General features: G+C 34.5%; 20 protein-coding genes. 11 read left to right on the top strand and 9 right to left on the bottom strand.

Features of this window, described 5'->3' with window-relative positions; translation table 11 throughout:
- The first annotated feature begins 53 nt into the window (after positions 1-53).
- Entirely contained in the window at positions 54-548 is a 495-nt protein-coding gene (locus ACFSRZ_RS09440) for a mechanosensitive ion channel domain-containing protein (RefSeq protein ID WP_379666305.1), read from the top strand.
- On the opposite strand, the gene ACFSRZ_RS09435 is transcribed toward ACFSRZ_RS09440, so the two are convergent.
- Positions 545-2932 carry a TonB-dependent receptor gene (locus tag ACFSRZ_RS09435; protein ID WP_379666304.1) on the bottom strand — a complete coding sequence of 796 codons (2388 nt, stop codon included), beginning with the start codon at positions 2930-2932 and terminating at the stop codon, positions 545-547. The genes ACFSRZ_RS09440 and ACFSRZ_RS09435 overlap by 4 nt on opposite strands.
- Positions 2933-3014: 82 nt before the next feature.
- Here ACFSRZ_RS09435 and ACFSRZ_RS09430 point away from each other — a divergent pair, with 82 nt between their 5' ends.
- Entirely contained in the window at positions 3015-4355 is a 1341-nt protein-coding gene (locus tag ACFSRZ_RS09430) for a glycoside hydrolase family 113 (RefSeq protein ID WP_379666303.1), read from the top strand.
- A 34-nt stretch (positions 4356-4389) separates the two neighbouring features.
- Here ACFSRZ_RS09430 and ACFSRZ_RS09425 read toward each other — a convergent pair whose 3' ends face one another.
- Both ACFSRZ_RS09425 and ACFSRZ_RS09420 read right to left on the bottom strand, forming a co-directional pair.
- Positions 4390-4590, bottom strand: coding sequence for a helix-turn-helix transcriptional regulator (locus tag ACFSRZ_RS09425; protein WP_379666302.1), 201 nt, complete (start codon positions 4588-4590; stop codon positions 4390-4392).
- The gene (locus ACFSRZ_RS09420; protein ID WP_379666301.1) at positions 4590-5027 is read right to left on the bottom strand and encodes a hypothetical protein; all 438 of its coding nucleotides are present in this window, start codon (positions 5025-5027) and stop codon (positions 4590-4592) included. Before ACFSRZ_RS09420 ends, ACFSRZ_RS09425 begins: the two co-directional genes overlap by 1 nt.
- Before the next feature lie 132 nt (positions 5028-5159).
- On the opposite strand from ACFSRZ_RS09420, the gene ACFSRZ_RS09415 reads away from it, so the two are divergent.
- Positions 5160-5594: a hypothetical protein gene (locus tag ACFSRZ_RS09415; RefSeq protein ID WP_379666300.1), complete on the top strand. Its 435-nt coding sequence runs from the start codon at positions 5160-5162 to the stop codon at positions 5592-5594.
- A gap of 48 nt (positions 5595-5642) precedes the next feature.
- Here the strand turns inward: ACFSRZ_RS09415 and ACFSRZ_RS09410 are convergent, their stop codons facing one another.
- Genes ACFSRZ_RS09410 through ACFSRZ_RS09395 form a run of 4 tightly spaced genes read right to left on the bottom strand, consistent with a single transcriptional unit; the run spans position 5643 to position 8275 of the window.
- Positions 5643-6104, bottom strand: a complete 462-nt coding sequence (locus ACFSRZ_RS09410) for a MaoC family dehydratase (protein ID WP_379666299.1) — start codon at positions 6102-6104, stop codon at positions 5643-5645.
- Positions 6105-6106: 2 nt separating this feature from the next.
- A complete protein-coding gene (locus ACFSRZ_RS09405; RefSeq protein ID WP_379666298.1) occupies positions 6107-6733 on the bottom strand; it encodes a trimeric intracellular cation channel family protein in 627 nt (208 codons plus the stop codon).
- On the bottom strand, positions 6730-7851 hold the full coding sequence (locus ACFSRZ_RS09400) for a DEAD/DEAH box helicase (protein WP_379666297.1): 1122 nt from the start codon (positions 7849-7851) through the stop codon (positions 6730-6732). The genes ACFSRZ_RS09405 and ACFSRZ_RS09400 overlap by 4 nt, the downstream gene beginning before the upstream one ends.
- A gap of 34 nt (positions 7852-7885) precedes the next feature.
- Entirely contained in the window at positions 7886-8275 is a 390-nt protein-coding gene (locus tag ACFSRZ_RS09395) for an acyl-CoA thioesterase (RefSeq protein WP_379666296.1), read from the bottom strand.
- A 101-nt stretch (positions 8276-8376) separates the two neighbouring features.
- Between ACFSRZ_RS09395 and ACFSRZ_RS09390 the strand changes: the two genes are divergently transcribed.
- The 7 genes from ACFSRZ_RS09390 to ACFSRZ_RS09360 all read left to right on the top strand — a co-directional run bounded on the left by ACFSRZ_RS09390 (position 8377) and on the right by ACFSRZ_RS09360 (position 13827).
- A complete protein-coding gene (locus tag ACFSRZ_RS09390; protein WP_379666295.1) occupies positions 8377-9714 on the top strand; it encodes an MATE family efflux transporter in 1338 nt (445 codons plus the stop codon).
- A gap of 69 nt (positions 9715-9783) precedes the next feature.
- Complete coding sequence (locus ACFSRZ_RS09385) at positions 9784-10350, top strand: TetR/AcrR family transcriptional regulator (protein ID WP_379666294.1); 567 nt, start codon at positions 9784-9786, stop codon at positions 10348-10350.
- 45 nt (positions 10351-10395) lie between these two features.
- Complete coding sequence (locus tag ACFSRZ_RS09380; RefSeq protein WP_379666293.1) at positions 10396-11145, top strand: SDR family NAD(P)-dependent oxidoreductase; 750 nt, start codon at positions 10396-10398, stop codon at positions 11143-11145.
- Positions 11146-11232: 87 nt separating this feature from the next.
- Positions 11233-11688 (top strand): YciI family protein, encoded by a 456-nt coding sequence (locus tag ACFSRZ_RS09375; RefSeq protein ID WP_379666292.1) that lies wholly within the window; start codon positions 11233-11235, stop codon positions 11686-11688.
- 4 nt (positions 11689-11692) lie between these two features.
- A complete protein-coding gene (locus tag ACFSRZ_RS09370) occupies positions 11693-12040 on the top strand; it encodes a DUF1801 domain-containing protein (RefSeq protein WP_379666291.1) in 348 nt (115 codons plus the stop codon).
- A 109-nt stretch (positions 12041-12149) separates the two neighbouring features.
- The gene (locus ACFSRZ_RS09365; protein ID WP_379666290.1) at positions 12150-13106 is read left to right on the top strand and encodes a hypothetical protein; all 957 of its coding nucleotides are present in this window, start codon (positions 12150-12152) and stop codon (positions 13104-13106) included.
- Between the two features lie 91 nt (positions 13107-13197).
- Positions 13198-13827 (top strand): DUF1906 domain-containing protein, encoded by a 630-nt coding sequence (locus ACFSRZ_RS09360; RefSeq protein ID WP_379666289.1) that lies wholly within the window; start codon positions 13198-13200, stop codon positions 13825-13827.
- A 66-nt stretch (positions 13828-13893) separates the two neighbouring features.
- Here ACFSRZ_RS09360 and ACFSRZ_RS09355 read toward each other — a convergent pair whose 3' ends face one another.
- The gene (locus ACFSRZ_RS09355) at positions 13894-15192 is read right to left on the bottom strand and encodes a hypothetical protein (protein ID WP_379666288.1); all 1299 of its coding nucleotides are present in this window, start codon (positions 15190-15192) and stop codon (positions 13894-13896) included.
- 38 nt (positions 15193-15230) lie between these two features.
- Positions 15231-15902: a DUF2461 domain-containing protein gene (locus tag ACFSRZ_RS09350; RefSeq protein ID WP_379666287.1), complete on the bottom strand. Its 672-nt coding sequence runs from the start codon at positions 15900-15902 to the stop codon at positions 15231-15233.
- A 132-nt stretch (positions 15903-16034) separates the two neighbouring features.
- Between ACFSRZ_RS09350 and ACFSRZ_RS09345 the strand changes: the two genes are divergently transcribed.
- Complete coding sequence (locus ACFSRZ_RS09345; RefSeq protein WP_379666286.1) at positions 16035-16325, top strand: GIY-YIG nuclease family protein; 291 nt, start codon at positions 16035-16037, stop codon at positions 16323-16325.
- Positions 16326-16333 lie beyond the last annotated feature (8 nt).

The following is a 16333-nucleotide window of genomic DNA, read 5'->3' as shown; positions in this document are numbered from 1 at the left end:
TTGAAGTTAAAACCATAATTGTAGTATTTTTATCTTATCAAAGATTTCATAGTATGGACCTTAAGATTCAAATTGCATTACTTGTTGGAGCTTTTATTATTCTAATTGCTCTCATGGCACTTACCAAGCGTCTTACGCAAAAGGTAACTTTAATGAAAAGCTTGGAACCTAACAGGAAAAAGGTAGTAGAAAACACATTTTACTTTGTGTATTATGTGATTTTCTTTGTGGCTGTTATACTCATCTTAGGAATTAATATTGAAGATCTAACCATTTTTTTTTCTTCTCTATTGGCCATTATTGGTATTGCTTTTTTCGCACAATGGTCTCTATTATCTAATCTAACAGCCAGTGTTATCATCTTTTTCTATCATCCGTTAAAAATTGGAGATCGAGTAAAAGTTTTGGATAAAGAAATGAATGTTGTAGGAACAGTAGTTAATATGACTGGTTTTTATGTATTGATTGAAAGTGAAAGCGGTCAGAAAGTAACAGTTCCTAACTCTACTGTCTTGCAAAAAGGAATAGAATTTATCAAAAACGACTAAAAGTCTACGACAATTCCAATACTGGGAATAGGAATCCCCGAATCTTGTGGTATTTCAGTAAGACTTATCGGTGTAATAATATTCCCTTGATTATCTCTGGTTAAACCATACTCAGGTGGCAAAGGAATGTCTTGAGCTAGTATGTTTTGTACTTCTAAGAATACATTTAAAGACCATTTTGTATAGTTCCATTTTTTATCTACACGAGCATCTAATTGGCTAAATGTATTTAGCTTTACTTCTCCTAACCTACTGTAATCTAAACTGATTTCCGGATAAGTGATCAATGTTTGGTTCAAATCAGTAGGAACAAACGGAGTCTTTCCCGCAAAACGATAACGTGAACTAATCTCCCAATTCTTCTTTAGTTTATATCCTCCTACAAATGAGATGAGATGTCTACTGTCCCAAACAGAAGGAACATATTCAGATCTATCAAATCCTGTAAACTCACTAAAGAAGTAGGTGTAAGAGAAAATCGCATAGAAATTATTCGTTAGTTTTTGTTGATATTGAAACTCCAATCCATAGCTTCTACCCTTTCCAACTGTCTCTACATCTTCACTTCCTATAACTTCAAAATCGGCGCCTTTATTTGCCAATGACACTTGATCTAACACAGATACAGGATAATCATCATACTGTTTGTAAAACCCTTCTAAAGAAACAATCGTTGCCGGAGTTGGAGTGTATTGTAATCCCAAAACATAATGATTACTTTGGGTGTACTTACTATCCTGATTGATCAAATTTCCACTATTATCCCTAAACCCTAAAATTGTGTATGGAGGGAGCTTATAATACCTTCCTATTGTTGAACTTACTCTCCAGTCTTCTATAAACTCATACGACAATGATATCCTTGGAGAGAATGTATCTAATAAGCTAGCCTCAGTGAATCCATCACTATCGGTTCGGAAACCAAAGGACAAATCTAACTTGTCATTAAAAAAAGATTTGGTAGCATTGGCAAACAAACCATATTTTACAAAATCGATCTCTGTAGTAAAGAATATATTGTCTGTGTTGTTGATGGTGTTGTTTTTATAGTAAGAATATTGAGTATTAAATCCTCCGGTAAGTTTCCAATCATTTACAAACTTGGTCAATTGATATCGTAATTTAGTTTCATACTCTACGGCATCATTTCTAAAGATCACACCCGTTTCGTTTTGCGAATCCTGATAGGTTGTAAAAATGTTTTTTAACCTGTTATTACTTAATGTCGTTTGCATAAAACCACTTCCATCTTTGAATCTTCGATTCCAGCTGATTCCTATAGAGTTGGTTTTTTGATCAATAAAAGGTGCTTGATCCAATATCAATTGTGCTTCTTCATCAAACTCATTAGGAGCTTCTACCGTAAAATCATCAATAGAACCTAATCCTAATACATACAGATTGTTGTATCCATCTATTTCATGTGATAATTTGTATTGGTAATCCCAATAATTAGGGCGAATTGGTAAACCTATCAATTCAAATAATGCTTGCAAATAACTCCTTCTCACCGACAATAAGAAACTAGTTTTACTTTCTTTTTGTTCTCTTTTAAATAACGGTCCTTCTAAGGTAAATGCTGCATCTGTAGCGCTTACACGAATATTTGTAGCTAGATGTTCTCTGTTTCCGTCACGTTGCTTGAATTGCAATACTCCGGATAAAGGATTGTCATATTGAGCTCCGAAAGCAGAAGTCGATAGAGTCACGTCATTGATAAAAGACACATTTAATAAACCTACAGGGCCACCTGCACTTCCTTGTGTAGCAAAGTGATTGATGTTCGGAATTTCCATTCCATCTAAGTAATATACCGTTTCGTTTGGTGCTCCACCACGAATGATCAAATCATTTCGAAAACCACCCACAGAAGGAGAAACTCCCGGGAAAGTTTGTGCTACTCTCACAACATCATTATTTCCTCCGGGATAGGTAGCAATTTCTACAGCCGACAAAGATTGAGTGGATAAAGGTGTTTCTCTAGGTCTGCTAATCTTATTTTGATTGCTGAGTACTACTTCCTCTAATTCTTCATTAGATTCCTTTAAAACAAAGTCAAAAGACGGATTTCCTTTCGATTTGACAATGATATTAAACTTTGTCTGCGATGTGTATCCAAGAAAGCTTGCTGTTATGTTATAAGACCCCGGAGTTACATTGGTAATTCTATACACACCATTTTCATCCGTCACATTTCCTTGATTGTTATTCAAAAAAACAGTGGCCCCTAAAATGGGAGCTCCTTTCTCATCTTGTACTTTTCCTTTGATCGTTACTTTAACTTGTGCGTACGAAATTGAAGAGATCAAAAACATCATTACAAGGATGATTCTGATTTGTTTGGAGGGAGAGTTCATATCAATTTTTGTTTTGATCATTGCCATAACTGAGTCTATGTTGCTTTTATTTTTTTCTGTATGTTAAGTTTCTGTAACTTTCTGATATTCTAAGCGTCATAAAACTGTCATGCTTTTCAAACGTGAAATTACTGCTTTTTTCAAAGTTTATCTAAGTACTTGGGTAATAACTTTTCTATTGTTTTTACTCAACTTACTCAACCCTAGAATTTCTTTTGAAAGCTTGATGGAAAGCTATGTGCAGATCATCTCTTCTGGTCGTGGACAGTTATTTTTACACAGTATATTTCTGATCTTTTACATTCTGTTTCTTATCATTAGATACTTTGTTAGAGTCTATAAGAAGAAAGGAAAGCGAGTTTTTATACGATATTTCACTTTTAGACTTATTCTTCCTGTATTGGTTGTTTATATTGGTTTTAGATCATTAATCTACGTTAATAACAATGAAGGTTTTCAGTATAGTTGGAATCATACGATAGAAAATCAAACTGATAGCATTCAAGATTTATATCAAATCGATGGAAAACATAGAGGAATGACAGTTTATGATCTGGGAAGAAATAACAGAACAGACCTCTCTGAACTTATCCGAAACAATATAGAATGGGTGGTGATCCTTCCCTATTTCTATCAAGAAGATGAGCAAACCAAAACCGTTAGCACTCCTAAAGAAATAGGCATATGGTCACACAGAGACTCTATGTTTATCAAAAGTATTGAAGAATTGCACAAAAAAAAGATACGAGTTCATCTAAAGCCACATTTATGGATGTCTTCCGGATGGAGAGCTAACATCAACTTTGAAAACTCACAAGATTGGGATACTTGGTTTGCATCATATCAAAAAACAATACTCCATTATGCAATGATGGCTGAAAAAACTAAATCTGAAATGTTTTGTATTGGAACAGAATTGCGCAGTTCTGTTAAACAGCAACCTGAAAAGTGGATGCAGCTCATTAAAAAGATCAAAACTATTTATTCAGGAAAACTAACCTATGCAGCTAATTGGGATGGCGAATTTCACGATGTCGGTTTTTGGGATGAGCTTGATTACATTGGTATTCAAGGGTATTTTCCACTAACAGAAAACACCAACCCAAATCTCGAGCAGATAAAACAAGGTTGGAAAAAACATATTCCGGAATTAGAGGTTTTATCAAATAAACATCATAAAAAGATTTTGTTTACAGAGATCGGTTACAGACCGGACAAAGCTGCTACGAAGACACCTTGGGCTTGGGGTTCATTTTTTGGTCCGTTGTTCAAGAAAAAGTCTGATAAAACTCAGTATTTAGCTTACAAGGCGCTGTTTGAAGAACTCTGGGAAACATCCTGGTTTGCCGGAACTTACGTATGGCAATGGGACAATAGCGATTTCGAGATTAAAGAAAAACCTGCTCAAAATGCTATTGCCAATGGGTATTCAAAAAAGGAGGCTGATTAGCTTGATGAATACAAAACAGATAATTACGATGATCTTAATCATTTTCTTCTAGTTCAAAAAATTCATTTACCGGAACCTCAAAGATTCTAGACATTTTTAACGCTAATACTGTTGAAGGGACATAGCGTCCTTTCTCTATAGAATTTATAGTTTGCCTAGAAACCCCAATTGCTTGTGCTAACTGATCTTGTGTAAGATCTTTGATGGCTCTTTGTACTTTGATCGTATTTTTCATTAACGCTGTCTTTTTAGATTAGTAAAAAACATGATTTGCACTAATAACATAAAGATCAATACTTGAAAATAACTGAATCCCATCTCTGCTTTTTCTTGATTGAATAAGTAGTCTACTCCATATTCAACATAAGGCTGCACCAAAGAGTAGACAACTCCTAAGATAAAAGCCAAACGATAGGATTGCGCTCTTAATTTATCGATCAATTCATCTTCAACCTTCTCTTTCGCCAAAGAGATCAAAAGAAATCCTACAATCATTAAATTCGTTAATACCGGTTTTACCCAACTAGGTTCATCAACAAACTTTTTTGCAATCATCAATACAAATGCAATGATTACAATAACCCATCCTATTCTTTTAAAACGGTGAGCTAATTGGAATTTATTCATCTTATCCAATCTTTTTCTTTCACTTTCACAAAATGATTCTTTCATAATTATATATTTTACAAATTGACAAGTTTAATTTTCATAATGACAAATATACTTTACATTTTGTAAAAAACAAAATAGCTTTAAAAATATTTCTCTAATTTTAAAGAACTCAACAATTAAACTTTTTAATTTATGTCAGAAAATTCAAACAAACCCAACGCGTTGTTTTGGGTAATTGGAGTTATTTCATTGGTATGGAATATCTTTGGTGTGTTATCATACATCGGTCAAGCTTATATGACTGATGATATGAAAGCTGCAATGACAGAAGCTCAACTAGAAATTATTGAAAACAGACCTGCATGGGCTACAGCCGCTTTTGCAATAGCTGTTTTTGGTGGTGCTTTAGGTTCCCTAGCTCTCTTATTAAGAAAGAAACTAGCTTACTATTTATTTACGCTATCTTTTATTGGGGTATTAGTACAAATGGTTTACAATGTATTTATCGCAAAAGCTCTAGACGATTATGGTCCTGGTGGATATGCGATGACTGCTATGATTCTTGTGATCGCAATTTACTTGATCATTTATGCTAAAAACTCAGCAAGAAAAGGATGGTTATCGTAAATTGATAGAAGTTAACATATATAGAGCACCTTGAAAAAGGTGCTTTTTTTATTCAAACATCATTCCTAGAAATTCAGCCACACAAGCAGGTTTCTCATATCCTTCAATAATTACAGTGCATGAGAATGTAACTTTTACTCCTTGTTTTTGATCTTCTACATCTTTTACTGAAGCTTGGATCTGTAGTTTACTGTTTACAGGAACCGGGTGCGGAAAACGAACATAGTTTAAACCATAATTCAGTCCCATTTTTAAACTGTCTATTTGTATCAGGTCTTCCAACATTTTAGACAATAAGGCTAAAGACATAAAACCATGAGCTATCGTACTCTTAAAAGGCGATTCTTTTCTAGCTCTTTCTACATCAACATGAACCCATTGTTTGTCTAATGTTGCGTTGGCAAAATCATTGATCATTTCTTGAGTTACTGTAATCCAATCAGAAGAAGGCAACTCCTTCCCTATCATAGTTTTGAATTCTGTCAGATTTTCGAAATGTAATTTTTCCATCACTATTTATTTTTGCCAAACAAGTCTTCTTTGATCTTTGGAAGTTGTAGTTGATATTTCACTGCAATACTTCTCATTATAATAACTGTAGAAGCTCCTATAATAAAAGGTATCCACTCTAAATGAATGAACTGAGAGGATACTAAATAAGCTAAACCTCCCAATAAACAGGCGGAGGCATAGATCTCTTTGTGAAATATCAAAGGAACTTGATTGGTAAGAACATCACGAATCACACCTCCAAAAACAGCCGATACCATTCCCATTGTAAGTGCAACAAAAGGGTGTAAATCAAAGTTCAATCCTTTCTGAACACCTAAAATTGTAAAAACTCCAATACCAATTGTATCAAACAAAAACATGGTCTTGCTTAAGGGTGCAATTTTACTTTTGAATAAGAATGTGAATACAACCGCACTCAAAATCACCCAGATATAATTAAGGTCACCAATCCAATTGATAGGATGCGCATTGATTAAAATATCTCTTAACATTCCGCCTCCAACAGCAGTTACAAAAGCAATAATGATTACACCAAACAAATCAAAATCCTTTTTAGATGCTACCAAAGCTCCACTAATCGCAAAAGCAAAGGTTCCAATAAGATCTATTGCATAAATAACGTTCATTGCATACTAGTTTCTGTAAAAGTGATGTTGAGTTCCTTTTGTATTTCGTGGACTCTTTGAATTTCATTTGGTAAAATAAAAGCAATAGAAACTCCTGTTTTCCCCGCTCTTGCAGTTCTTCCGCTTCTATGTGTGTAATATTCTAGTTTTTCTGGTAATTGATGATGAATCACAAATGCTAAGTTACTCACATCAATTCCTCGTGCAGAAACATCAGTAGATATTAAATACTGTAAGCTTTCATTTTTAAAAGCTCTCATTACCTTATCTCGTTCTCTTTGCTGCATATCACCTTCTAAAGCGCCTACAGAAAAACCTTCTTCAGAGAGTTGCTTTGTTAAGTTCTGCGTTCCGGCTTTCGTTCTGCAAAAGATAATTCCCCGCTCAGTATTTCTTCCTTCTAAAAACCTGATAATACTATCAGTTTTCTCTTTAATGGTTGTTCTTACAAAACGATGACTAATATTAGCATTTACCAAAGCATTTTTGTTGATTTCAACTCTAGATGCATTTGGGTCCATATAGGTTTTAATGATTCTTTGAATTTCTTCTGGCATTGTTGCAGAGAATAACCAAGTCTTTCGTTCTCCAGAAGTATATTTTAAGATTCTATTCAAATCTTGTTTGAAACCCATACTTAACATTTCATCTGCTTCATCCAAAACCAAGGTCTTGATACTTTTCAAATCAATACTTCCTCTTTCGATCAGATCGATCAATCTTCCAGGAGTAGCAACTACAATGTGGGTAGTTCTCTGTAAATTGTTGATTTGGCGATCGATCTTCTCTCCTCCGTATACAGCTTCTACAAATATTTTATGATTACTATACTTTGTAAACTTAAAAAGTTGTTTTTTGATCTGTTGTACCAATTCTCTTGTTGGCGATAATATCAAAGCTTGAATTGCCTCTTTTTTAGGGTCTATATCTTGTAAAATTGGCAATCCAAAGGCAGCAGTTTTCCCTGTTCCTGTCTGTGCCAAACCAATAAAATCAGTTTTTTTTTCTAACAAAACAGGAATAGTTCTTTCCTGAATTTCAGTAGGAACTTTAATGCCTAATTCTTTAATGGACTTTACAAATTCTTTTTGTATTCCTAACGCTTCAAATGTACTCATTGATCAATCTTATATTCAGGTGTCAAAGGTACAGTTAATTCAATTCTAAAACACGTAAAATTTCACCTGTAATTCTTTTGGGGCGTAATGTTTTTGAATCAACCAAACACCAATCGGTTTTCGCTTTTACAACCATTTTCTCTCCTTTGTAGAACTCTACATGTCTTACCGATTTAATTCCGGCAGTCTCTCCTACCCAAGTTCTTATTGTAATGGTATCACCTAAAATAGCTTGGCCATGATAACTGATCTCATGTTTTAAGACTACCCAAACATAATCTGAAGTATCATAACCTTCTTTTAATAGATTCCAATGTTTGTTGGCAATATCCTGAACCCATTGCAGATACACTACGTTGTTAACGTGCTGTAGCTCATCTATATGGTCTTCTGAAACCACAATTTGTATTTCAAACGGAGTCATAAAACAAACTTAGTTCAAATCCTTTTGATATGTTAATTTATCCCTAAATATTTTCTGTGAAGACTATTCGCATATTTTAATTATGATATTTGTAGTCTTCTATGACAAACTTGGCCAACGAACTCGGTACCGAAAAAATTAGTAAACTACTTGTAAAGCAGGCTGTTCCTGCATCTATAGGAATTCTGGTAATGTCTTTAAACATGATCGTAGATACGATCTTTGTTGGACAATGGATTGGATCTTTAGCAATTGCAGCGATTACTGTAGTGCTTCCTATTGTTTTTCTGATCTCATCAATTGGAATGGGAATTGGAATTGGAGGAAGCTCTATTATTTCAAGAGCTTTAGGAGCTAAAGAGTTTCAAAAAGCCTTTCTCACTTTTGGAAACCAGATTTCGTTAACTCTAGGGTTATCTGTTTTCTTTGTGTTTATTGGCACCTTCTTTTGTTCGTCTTTGCTACTATTATTTGGAGCTAATGGTGACATACTATCTCCGGCCACAGAGTATTTTCATGTGGTCTTATACGGAGTTCCTTTTTTGGCTTTTGCTATGATGGGAAACCCAGTGATAAGAGCTGAAGGGAAACCCAAATTTGCCATGTATGCAATGATCATCCCTGCAATTACCAATATTGTGATGGATATCATTTTTATCAAAGTGATGAATATGGGAATGTACGGAGCCGGTTTGGCAACATCACTTTCATATGCTGCTTGCGGACTGTTTATCTTTGGTTTTTTCCTTTCTAAGAAAAGTGAACTTGTTATCTATCCTAAATACTTACTCTTAAATTATAAGATCGTTAAAGAAACCATACAATTAGGAGGTGTTACTGTTATACGCCAAGGTACCATTAGCCTTTTAATGATCGTCTTGAATGCAACTTTATTTAAATATGGAGGCGAAAATGCGATTGCTGTTTATGGTATCATCAACCGTGTTATGATGTTTGCACTCTTTCCTGTGTTGGGTGTAACTCAAGGTTTCTTGCCTATTGCAGGATATAATTATGGGGCAAAAGATTCTAAAAGAGTTAAAGAGACCATTAAAACTGCTATTGTTTATGGTACTGGAGTAGCAACGATCATCTTTTTGGGAATTATTATTTTCCCGGAAACCATTGCGGGTATTTTTACCAATGACTCTAGTTTGATCTCCGAAACTCCCAACGCACTGCTATTAAGTTTCTTGGCAACTCCGGTAATTACTACTCAATTGGTTGGTGCAGCTTATTTTCAAGCAGCCGGTAAAGCCTTGCCGGCACTACTACTTACCTTGTTAAAACAAGGAATCTTTTTAATCCCGTTGGTATACATCTTACCACAATTCTTTGGGTTGAATGGGGTTTGGTTCTCCTTCCCTATTGCTGATATTATGGCAACTTTAATTACTGTTATTTTCCTTCAGAAAGAAGTACGAAAAAACCTCGTTTAGAAATTTAACATTTCTTTTTTTCGATTGTATTAAAATTGTTTGTAATTTTGAAACGTTCATTTCAAATAAATGCCAAAAGTAGAAACATTTGATAGAGAAGAGATCTTAGGAAAGGTCATTCAACTTTTTCATAGAAAGGGCTATAATGCCACTTCTATGCAAGATTTGGTTGATGCTACAGGATTGAACCGTTCAAGTATCTACAATTCTTTTGGAAGTAAAATGGAATTGTATCAGGAAAGTCTAAAGGTTTATAAACAGATGGCCGAAAAAGCCATTCAAAAGTATTTGATCAATTCAGACACGCCTATAGAAACAATTCGCAGTATTTTTTCCTTAAACCCAAAGTATACAAACAATGGTTGTATGTTGAGTAATTGTACAACAGAGATGGCAAACAAAGATCAAAAGATCAAAAGTTTCTTGATTCACAACAGAGAAGGAATGGAAGAATTGTTTGAGTCTCTCGTGGCAAAAGGCCAGAATGAAGGAAGCATTAATACTAATAGAACAGCTAAAGAGTATGCTCTTTATTTGTTTACTTCTCTACAAGGATTTAGAATTACCGGTATTATCATAGATGAGCAAAAAGATCTGGAAAGTATTGTCAATACAATCCTTTCTGTATTAGAGTAATTTTTTTTAACCAAATATGAAACGTTCGTTTCAAATAAATTTAACATGAGTAAACTACACAACAAAGTCGCTGTAATTACAGGCGCAAACAGTGGTATAGGATTGGCCACTGCAAAACTATTTTTACAAGAAGGAGCTAAAGTGGTTCTTTCAGGAAGAAGAGCTGATGCGTTAGCTGAAGCTACTAAAGATTTGGAAGGAGACTATTTAAGCATTGTAGCAGATGTATCTAAGGATGATGACAACAAAAGGTTGATTGAAGAAACTGTAGCAACATATGGAAAGATTGATATTCTGTTCTTAAATGCAGGTGTTGCCCCCATCTCTCCTACTACAGACATTACAGCTCATCATTACAACTACATTTTTGACATTAATGTAAAAGGTCCAATTCTTACTGTTACAAAGGCTTTACCACATATTAATGATGGCGGAACAATTCTGTTTACCAATTCAATAGTGCATCAAAAAGGATTTGAAGGCTTAGCAGTATATTCTGCAAGTAAAGGAGCTTTAAGGGCTTATTCAAGAGTATTGACCAATGAAGTGAAATCTAGAGGGATTCGTGTAAATTCTATTGCTCCCGGCCCAATTGCCACAGCTATTTATGGTAAAATGGGATTACCTGAAGATGTTGTTGAAGAAATGGGGAAAGGCTTTGCTGCTGCAAACCCAATGGGAAGATTTGGGTCTTCAGAAGAAGTTGCTAATACAGCTTTGTTCTTAGCTTCTGATGATGCATCATATATTAATGGAATTGAAATTGAAGTTGATGGAGGATTAAGTCAGATTTAATTTCAGATGTAAAACATTTTGAAAAGAGCCTTATGGCTCTTTTTTTATATCTGTTATTTAGTAACTTGTCATCAAAACATTTCCATTATGAAAAAACTTGTTCTACTCTTAGTTTTATTGGTTTACGGAAGTATTTCTGCTCAAAAAACCAATCCTAATTACGATGCTGATCTGGCAAAGAAAGTAGGTGCAGATGATTACGGTATGAAATCTTACATCTTTGTTATCTTAAAAACGGGAACGAATACTTCTCAAGACAAAGATTTGAAGAACAAAGCTTTTTCCGGTCACATGGACAATATCAACCGTCTTGTAAAAAACAAGAAAATGATCGTAGCTGGTCCTATGCAAAAGAATGATAAAACGTATAGAGGTATTTTTATTCTCGACGTCCCTACTATAGAAGAAGCTAAGAAGTTATTACAAACAGATCCTGCGATCAAAGAAAAATACCTCGCTCCTGAACTCTATGTATGGTACGGTTCTGCTGCTCTTGCTACTTATTTAGAATCAGCAGATAAGGTTTGGAAAAAAGGGTTTTAATTACATGAGTCTAAACGATCAATTTTATTTAGATAAAGAAGAACCTAATAGAAGTTGTTTACTCTCGCTTCGGGAACTGATCTTAGAGCAACACGAACTAGTTAATGAAACTCGTAAATACGGGATGCCTTGCTTTTGTTATGGAAAGAAAATGTTTTGTTATCTCTGGGTAGATAAAAAAACTACAGAGCCTTATATTCTTTTTGTTGAAGGAAAACATCTAGAGCATCCTCAATTAGAATCGGGTTCCAGAGCACGAATGAAAATATTCAGAGTGCCCGCTCAAAAAGACATTCCTCTAGAGAGTATTACTGCCCTTCTACAAAAAGCCATTAGCTTATACCAACACTAAACTCAACCCATATTAGGTAGTTCTACCTATTTTTAAATACCCAGTTTTTTACAACTTCTCTTTTCTATATTTTTCGTCTATAAATTATTCTTAATACCCCTTTTGATTTATGGATTTTACTATAGAATTTACATCTGGAGGTAACCACGGTCATCAACTAAAAGATGCTTTGGGTGCTATGGCTATCGGCCATCTTTTTAATATGAATTACGTTCATACCCCTTATGAATACTTGGATTTCTTTGGGATTGGGTACAACTACCCTGTTGTAGAAAAATCGGAAAGAACTTCTCGATACAAACAAATTGTCCGTGTAGAAGGTCCACTTTGGTGTGGAGTTGAGGATTATGACGAAATGGTTGCATATTTTCAAAAGAAATTGCCAAAAAGAGACGATACTACTTTGGTGATCATTGAAAATGCATTGCGTATTCATCCGTTTCAAACCATACCTTGGTTTCAACAAGGAAGATTGGAGTACGACATCTACTCTACCATGCAAAAAGAACTCTCTGAGAATTTTTTAGAAAAACATTCTATTACACCAAAAGCTCCTGAATTTCCAATTCAGGTAGCCATGCATATCAATCGTGGAATGGATTACGATAGAGAGAAGTTTCCTCAGCATTTTACAAGTCCGTATGCCGTACGCTATATGTTTGATATGGATTATTATGAAAACATATTGATCCATCTTGAGAAAGCTTACGGAGTTGGCAATGTAGAAATTAAAATCTATACCGAATTATCTAACTCAGAAGACATTCTAGATCGTTTTGAAGGCCGTCCACATACTGAAGTTATGATTGGAAGTAATCGAGAGCAAAAGAATTATGATCTGGTTCATAACATCTATCAAGCTTTTGTAGAAGCAGATATTTTGGTTTGTTCAAACAGTAGTTTTTCTGTGATGTGTTCTTACTTCAGAAAAAGCAGAACTACCATTTATCATCCTCATTTACAATTAAGACACCTTCCTAAGCCTAACTACATTCCTACAACAGAAGAAGGCAGCATAGATATCGAATTATTACCTAAAGTTTTAGATACAATCATTCAAGGGTAAAACAGTCACATAAAGAAAATCAGGTAAAACTACTCGATGTAAGTAGATTGATTTTATCTACTTTTCAAAGAACTAATTATTAAACAATATTATGGGAATTATAGATACTTCTAGCAATACAATCGAGCGATTAATGTGTATTGCCAATACTGGTGTACAGATCATTTTTAGATATTATGCATCAGCCGTTAACTGGAAAGTAATTACTCCTTCGGAAGCTCAGGCTATCTCCAATGCCGAAATGCAAATAGGAGTTGTATTTGAAGATGGTGTAAACTTAGATTCTTTTACTAAGCAAAATGGGATAGCCCACGCTACTAGTGCATATCAATATGCTAAAGAAACAATAAAGCAACCTTTTGGTTCTGCTATCTTTTTTGCCATTGACCTGAATGTAACTGACAATCAGATCAACAATAATATCATTCCTTATTTCGAAGGAATAAAAGAAGCTTTAAATAAACTTAGTCAACCTAATGAAACCTATAAAGTAGGTGCCTACGGATGTGGAGCTGCGGTAAATGCCTTAATGGATCTAAAGCTATGCGATTACAGATGGCTTTCTTCTTCTACCAGTTTTAACGGAACACAGCAAGCTTTGGATGGTGGTAATTATGAAATGGCACAACATTTTAATGCCAATGCTGAAGTATGTAATATTGGTGTAGATCATAACACCTTAAGAGAAGGAGTTACAGACATTGGAGCTTTTAAATTGTAAGCCTTAAAAGAATAAGTAATTTAATTTTATAAAAACACCCTGAATGAAAATTCAGGGTGTTCCTTTTTATCTATTGTAAGGCATTTCATTAATCCAATGAAAACCTCTGTTGGTCAATAAGAATTTCTCTTTAAAGTCTTTGTATCGTTTCATTTTAATAAAGAGAGTATCCGAATTTACCGTTCCTTTCAAAAAGAAATCTGAATTATCACCTTCTCCATATTCGAATTCATATGTCCTTTCATCTACTCCTCTACTCGTTAATGTAAACTTATCTGTACTAGTAGAATCGATCTTAAGGGTCATCCATTCTCTTTTCAAACTCATCAACTGAACCTGTGCAAAACCTTTTCTTTCTATTGCTAAGTATTTCCAATCTTTTGTTGTGAGCTCATCATAGGTCTTAGTTTTCCCATTCAAAGTGATCTCTCTTACTTCATATAAACCTTGTAGAGGACTTTTTGTGCCTTCTCCATAATATCTTTCTTTGCTTCGCATCGTCTCAATTAATCCATAACCTAAAGCATAAGCAATAACCAAAACTTTTAAAATTGTGAAGGTCATTTTTAATCCTCTTTTCAATTTTGGCTTATAAATATCTGTTAGCGATACGGGAACTCTCAGTAGAAAGAAAGTCAACAATTTCTTAAAATCTCTTGCTATCAAAAACAAACAGATCAGCACCAAATGAGTAGATAAGATCTTTACAGGAACATCATAAAAATAATTGACTGCCATTACATTGGCTGTAGTCATAATAGTAATGATCAATCCCAAGGTGAGTGTTCTTCTAAACAATAATAGAACGGCTGCCACTTCTGCAATTCCCATGAACAGATTATATCCTTTAGAGAAGCCTAAGAACGTCCATGCTAATCCCATTGGAGAGCTTTCTCCATAAGGTTGAGTTAATCTGTACAATCCCGGAGAAGAGAACTGTACTTGAATTACTTTAACCAATCCATAATTGATCAGCATTAATCCTACATAAAATCGCAATGCTACCGTTAACCAATAATACATCTTAGCATAATTCTTTCTCTTTCTATCCAAAAAAGACCAAATTACTGTAACTATAATGGCAAGCATTAGGATACAAAACAAGATCACATAATCAAAAGTCGTGTCTCCACTTCCATTAGGCCCTCCTTTAAAATCATAAGGTATACCCAAAATATGTTTTCCTACCCAAGGAATGTAATTGTTTAAGAAATTACTCCACATTCTGGAGATATAAACAAAAAACGGATAGGCTCCATTGTTTTCAAAAGTGATGAACAGTGTGAAATACACAAAGAAGAATCGGAAACCTATTTTTTCCAATAAGCTCCAACTACTAGATTGTAGAGAGGAATGATTTTCCATAGACATTTTTTATTAATTGATATATAAATATAAAAGCATTAAAGAATGCTTTCTCCGTTTAAGTTTGTGGTGAGTACATCGCTCATATAGTCAAAGAAAGGACGTAATGCTTTGAAAGAGCGATCTACTTCATTAATAAAATCAGGGTCCAACACTTCTGTATCTGTAAAGTTTCGAACAGCGATATATGCTTTCTTGCGAATCAGGTCAATATCCGGGTGCTCTTTGTCAAATCCTTTCGGAGCTGTTTTTAACTCGCTACCTTCAAAAACACCTCCAAAGTAGTGTTGGTATTTCTTTTCTGCTAAAATCTCTCGCATTTCAGTTGCATCGATCTCCAATTCTTTACGAATGCGAAACAGATCTTCTTTATTGGGCTCCCAAAAGCCTCCTGCTAAAAAGCTCTCCCCCGGTCTTATACGCAAATAGTATCCTCCGCGAAGTTGTTTACCTAAACGCGATAGAGAACCGGCAAAATGTGGCTGATAGGGTGTTTTGTCTTTAGAAAAACGAACATCTCTATAGATTCGGAACATTTTGATTTTTTCTATTTCATCATGCTTTTCCAAATTTGTTCTGATAGCTTCCCAAAAGGCCTTGGCATTATCTTGTGCCTCTTTAAACTTTGGTTTATTCTCGGCAAACCAATCTCGGTTATTATTCTTCTTAAGGTCTTTTAAAAATTGTAAGCTTGATTTGTTGAATTGCATGTTGGTATTTTTTGGGAAGGTCAATTTACAAAAGATTCATTGTATTTTTAAAACTCTAAATGCAAAAGTATTGTGAAAGCTTTACGGTGACTGAGGCTCTCGAAGTCACCAAAACAAAAAAATGAAAAAGAAATGATAGGGTATGTTTATATATTGGAGTGTGCTGATGGCAGCTATTATACAGGAAGCACAAAAGATATTTCAAAAAGAATACGACTGCATCAAGGTGGCTTAGGTGCAAACTACACGAGAAGGCGGTTACCTGTTAAGTTGGTTTATCTTGAAGAATTTTCCAGAATAGATGAAGCTTTTTACAGAGAAAAACAAATTCAAGGCTGGAGCAGGAAAAAGAAAGAAGCGCTGATTGAAAAGAACTACGATTTACTCATAGAATTATCAAAAGCTTATCGTGATTTATTTTAATTTTACTG

It is taken from the genome of Pseudotenacibaculum haliotis (assembly GCF_042684245.1).
Taxonomy (GTDB): Bacteria; Bacteroidota; Bacteroidia; order Flavobacteriales; family Flavobacteriaceae; genus Polaribacter; species Polaribacter haliotis_A.
Note: the sequence above shows the minus strand (reverse complement) of the source record. Positions and strands in the feature narration are given on the sequence as shown.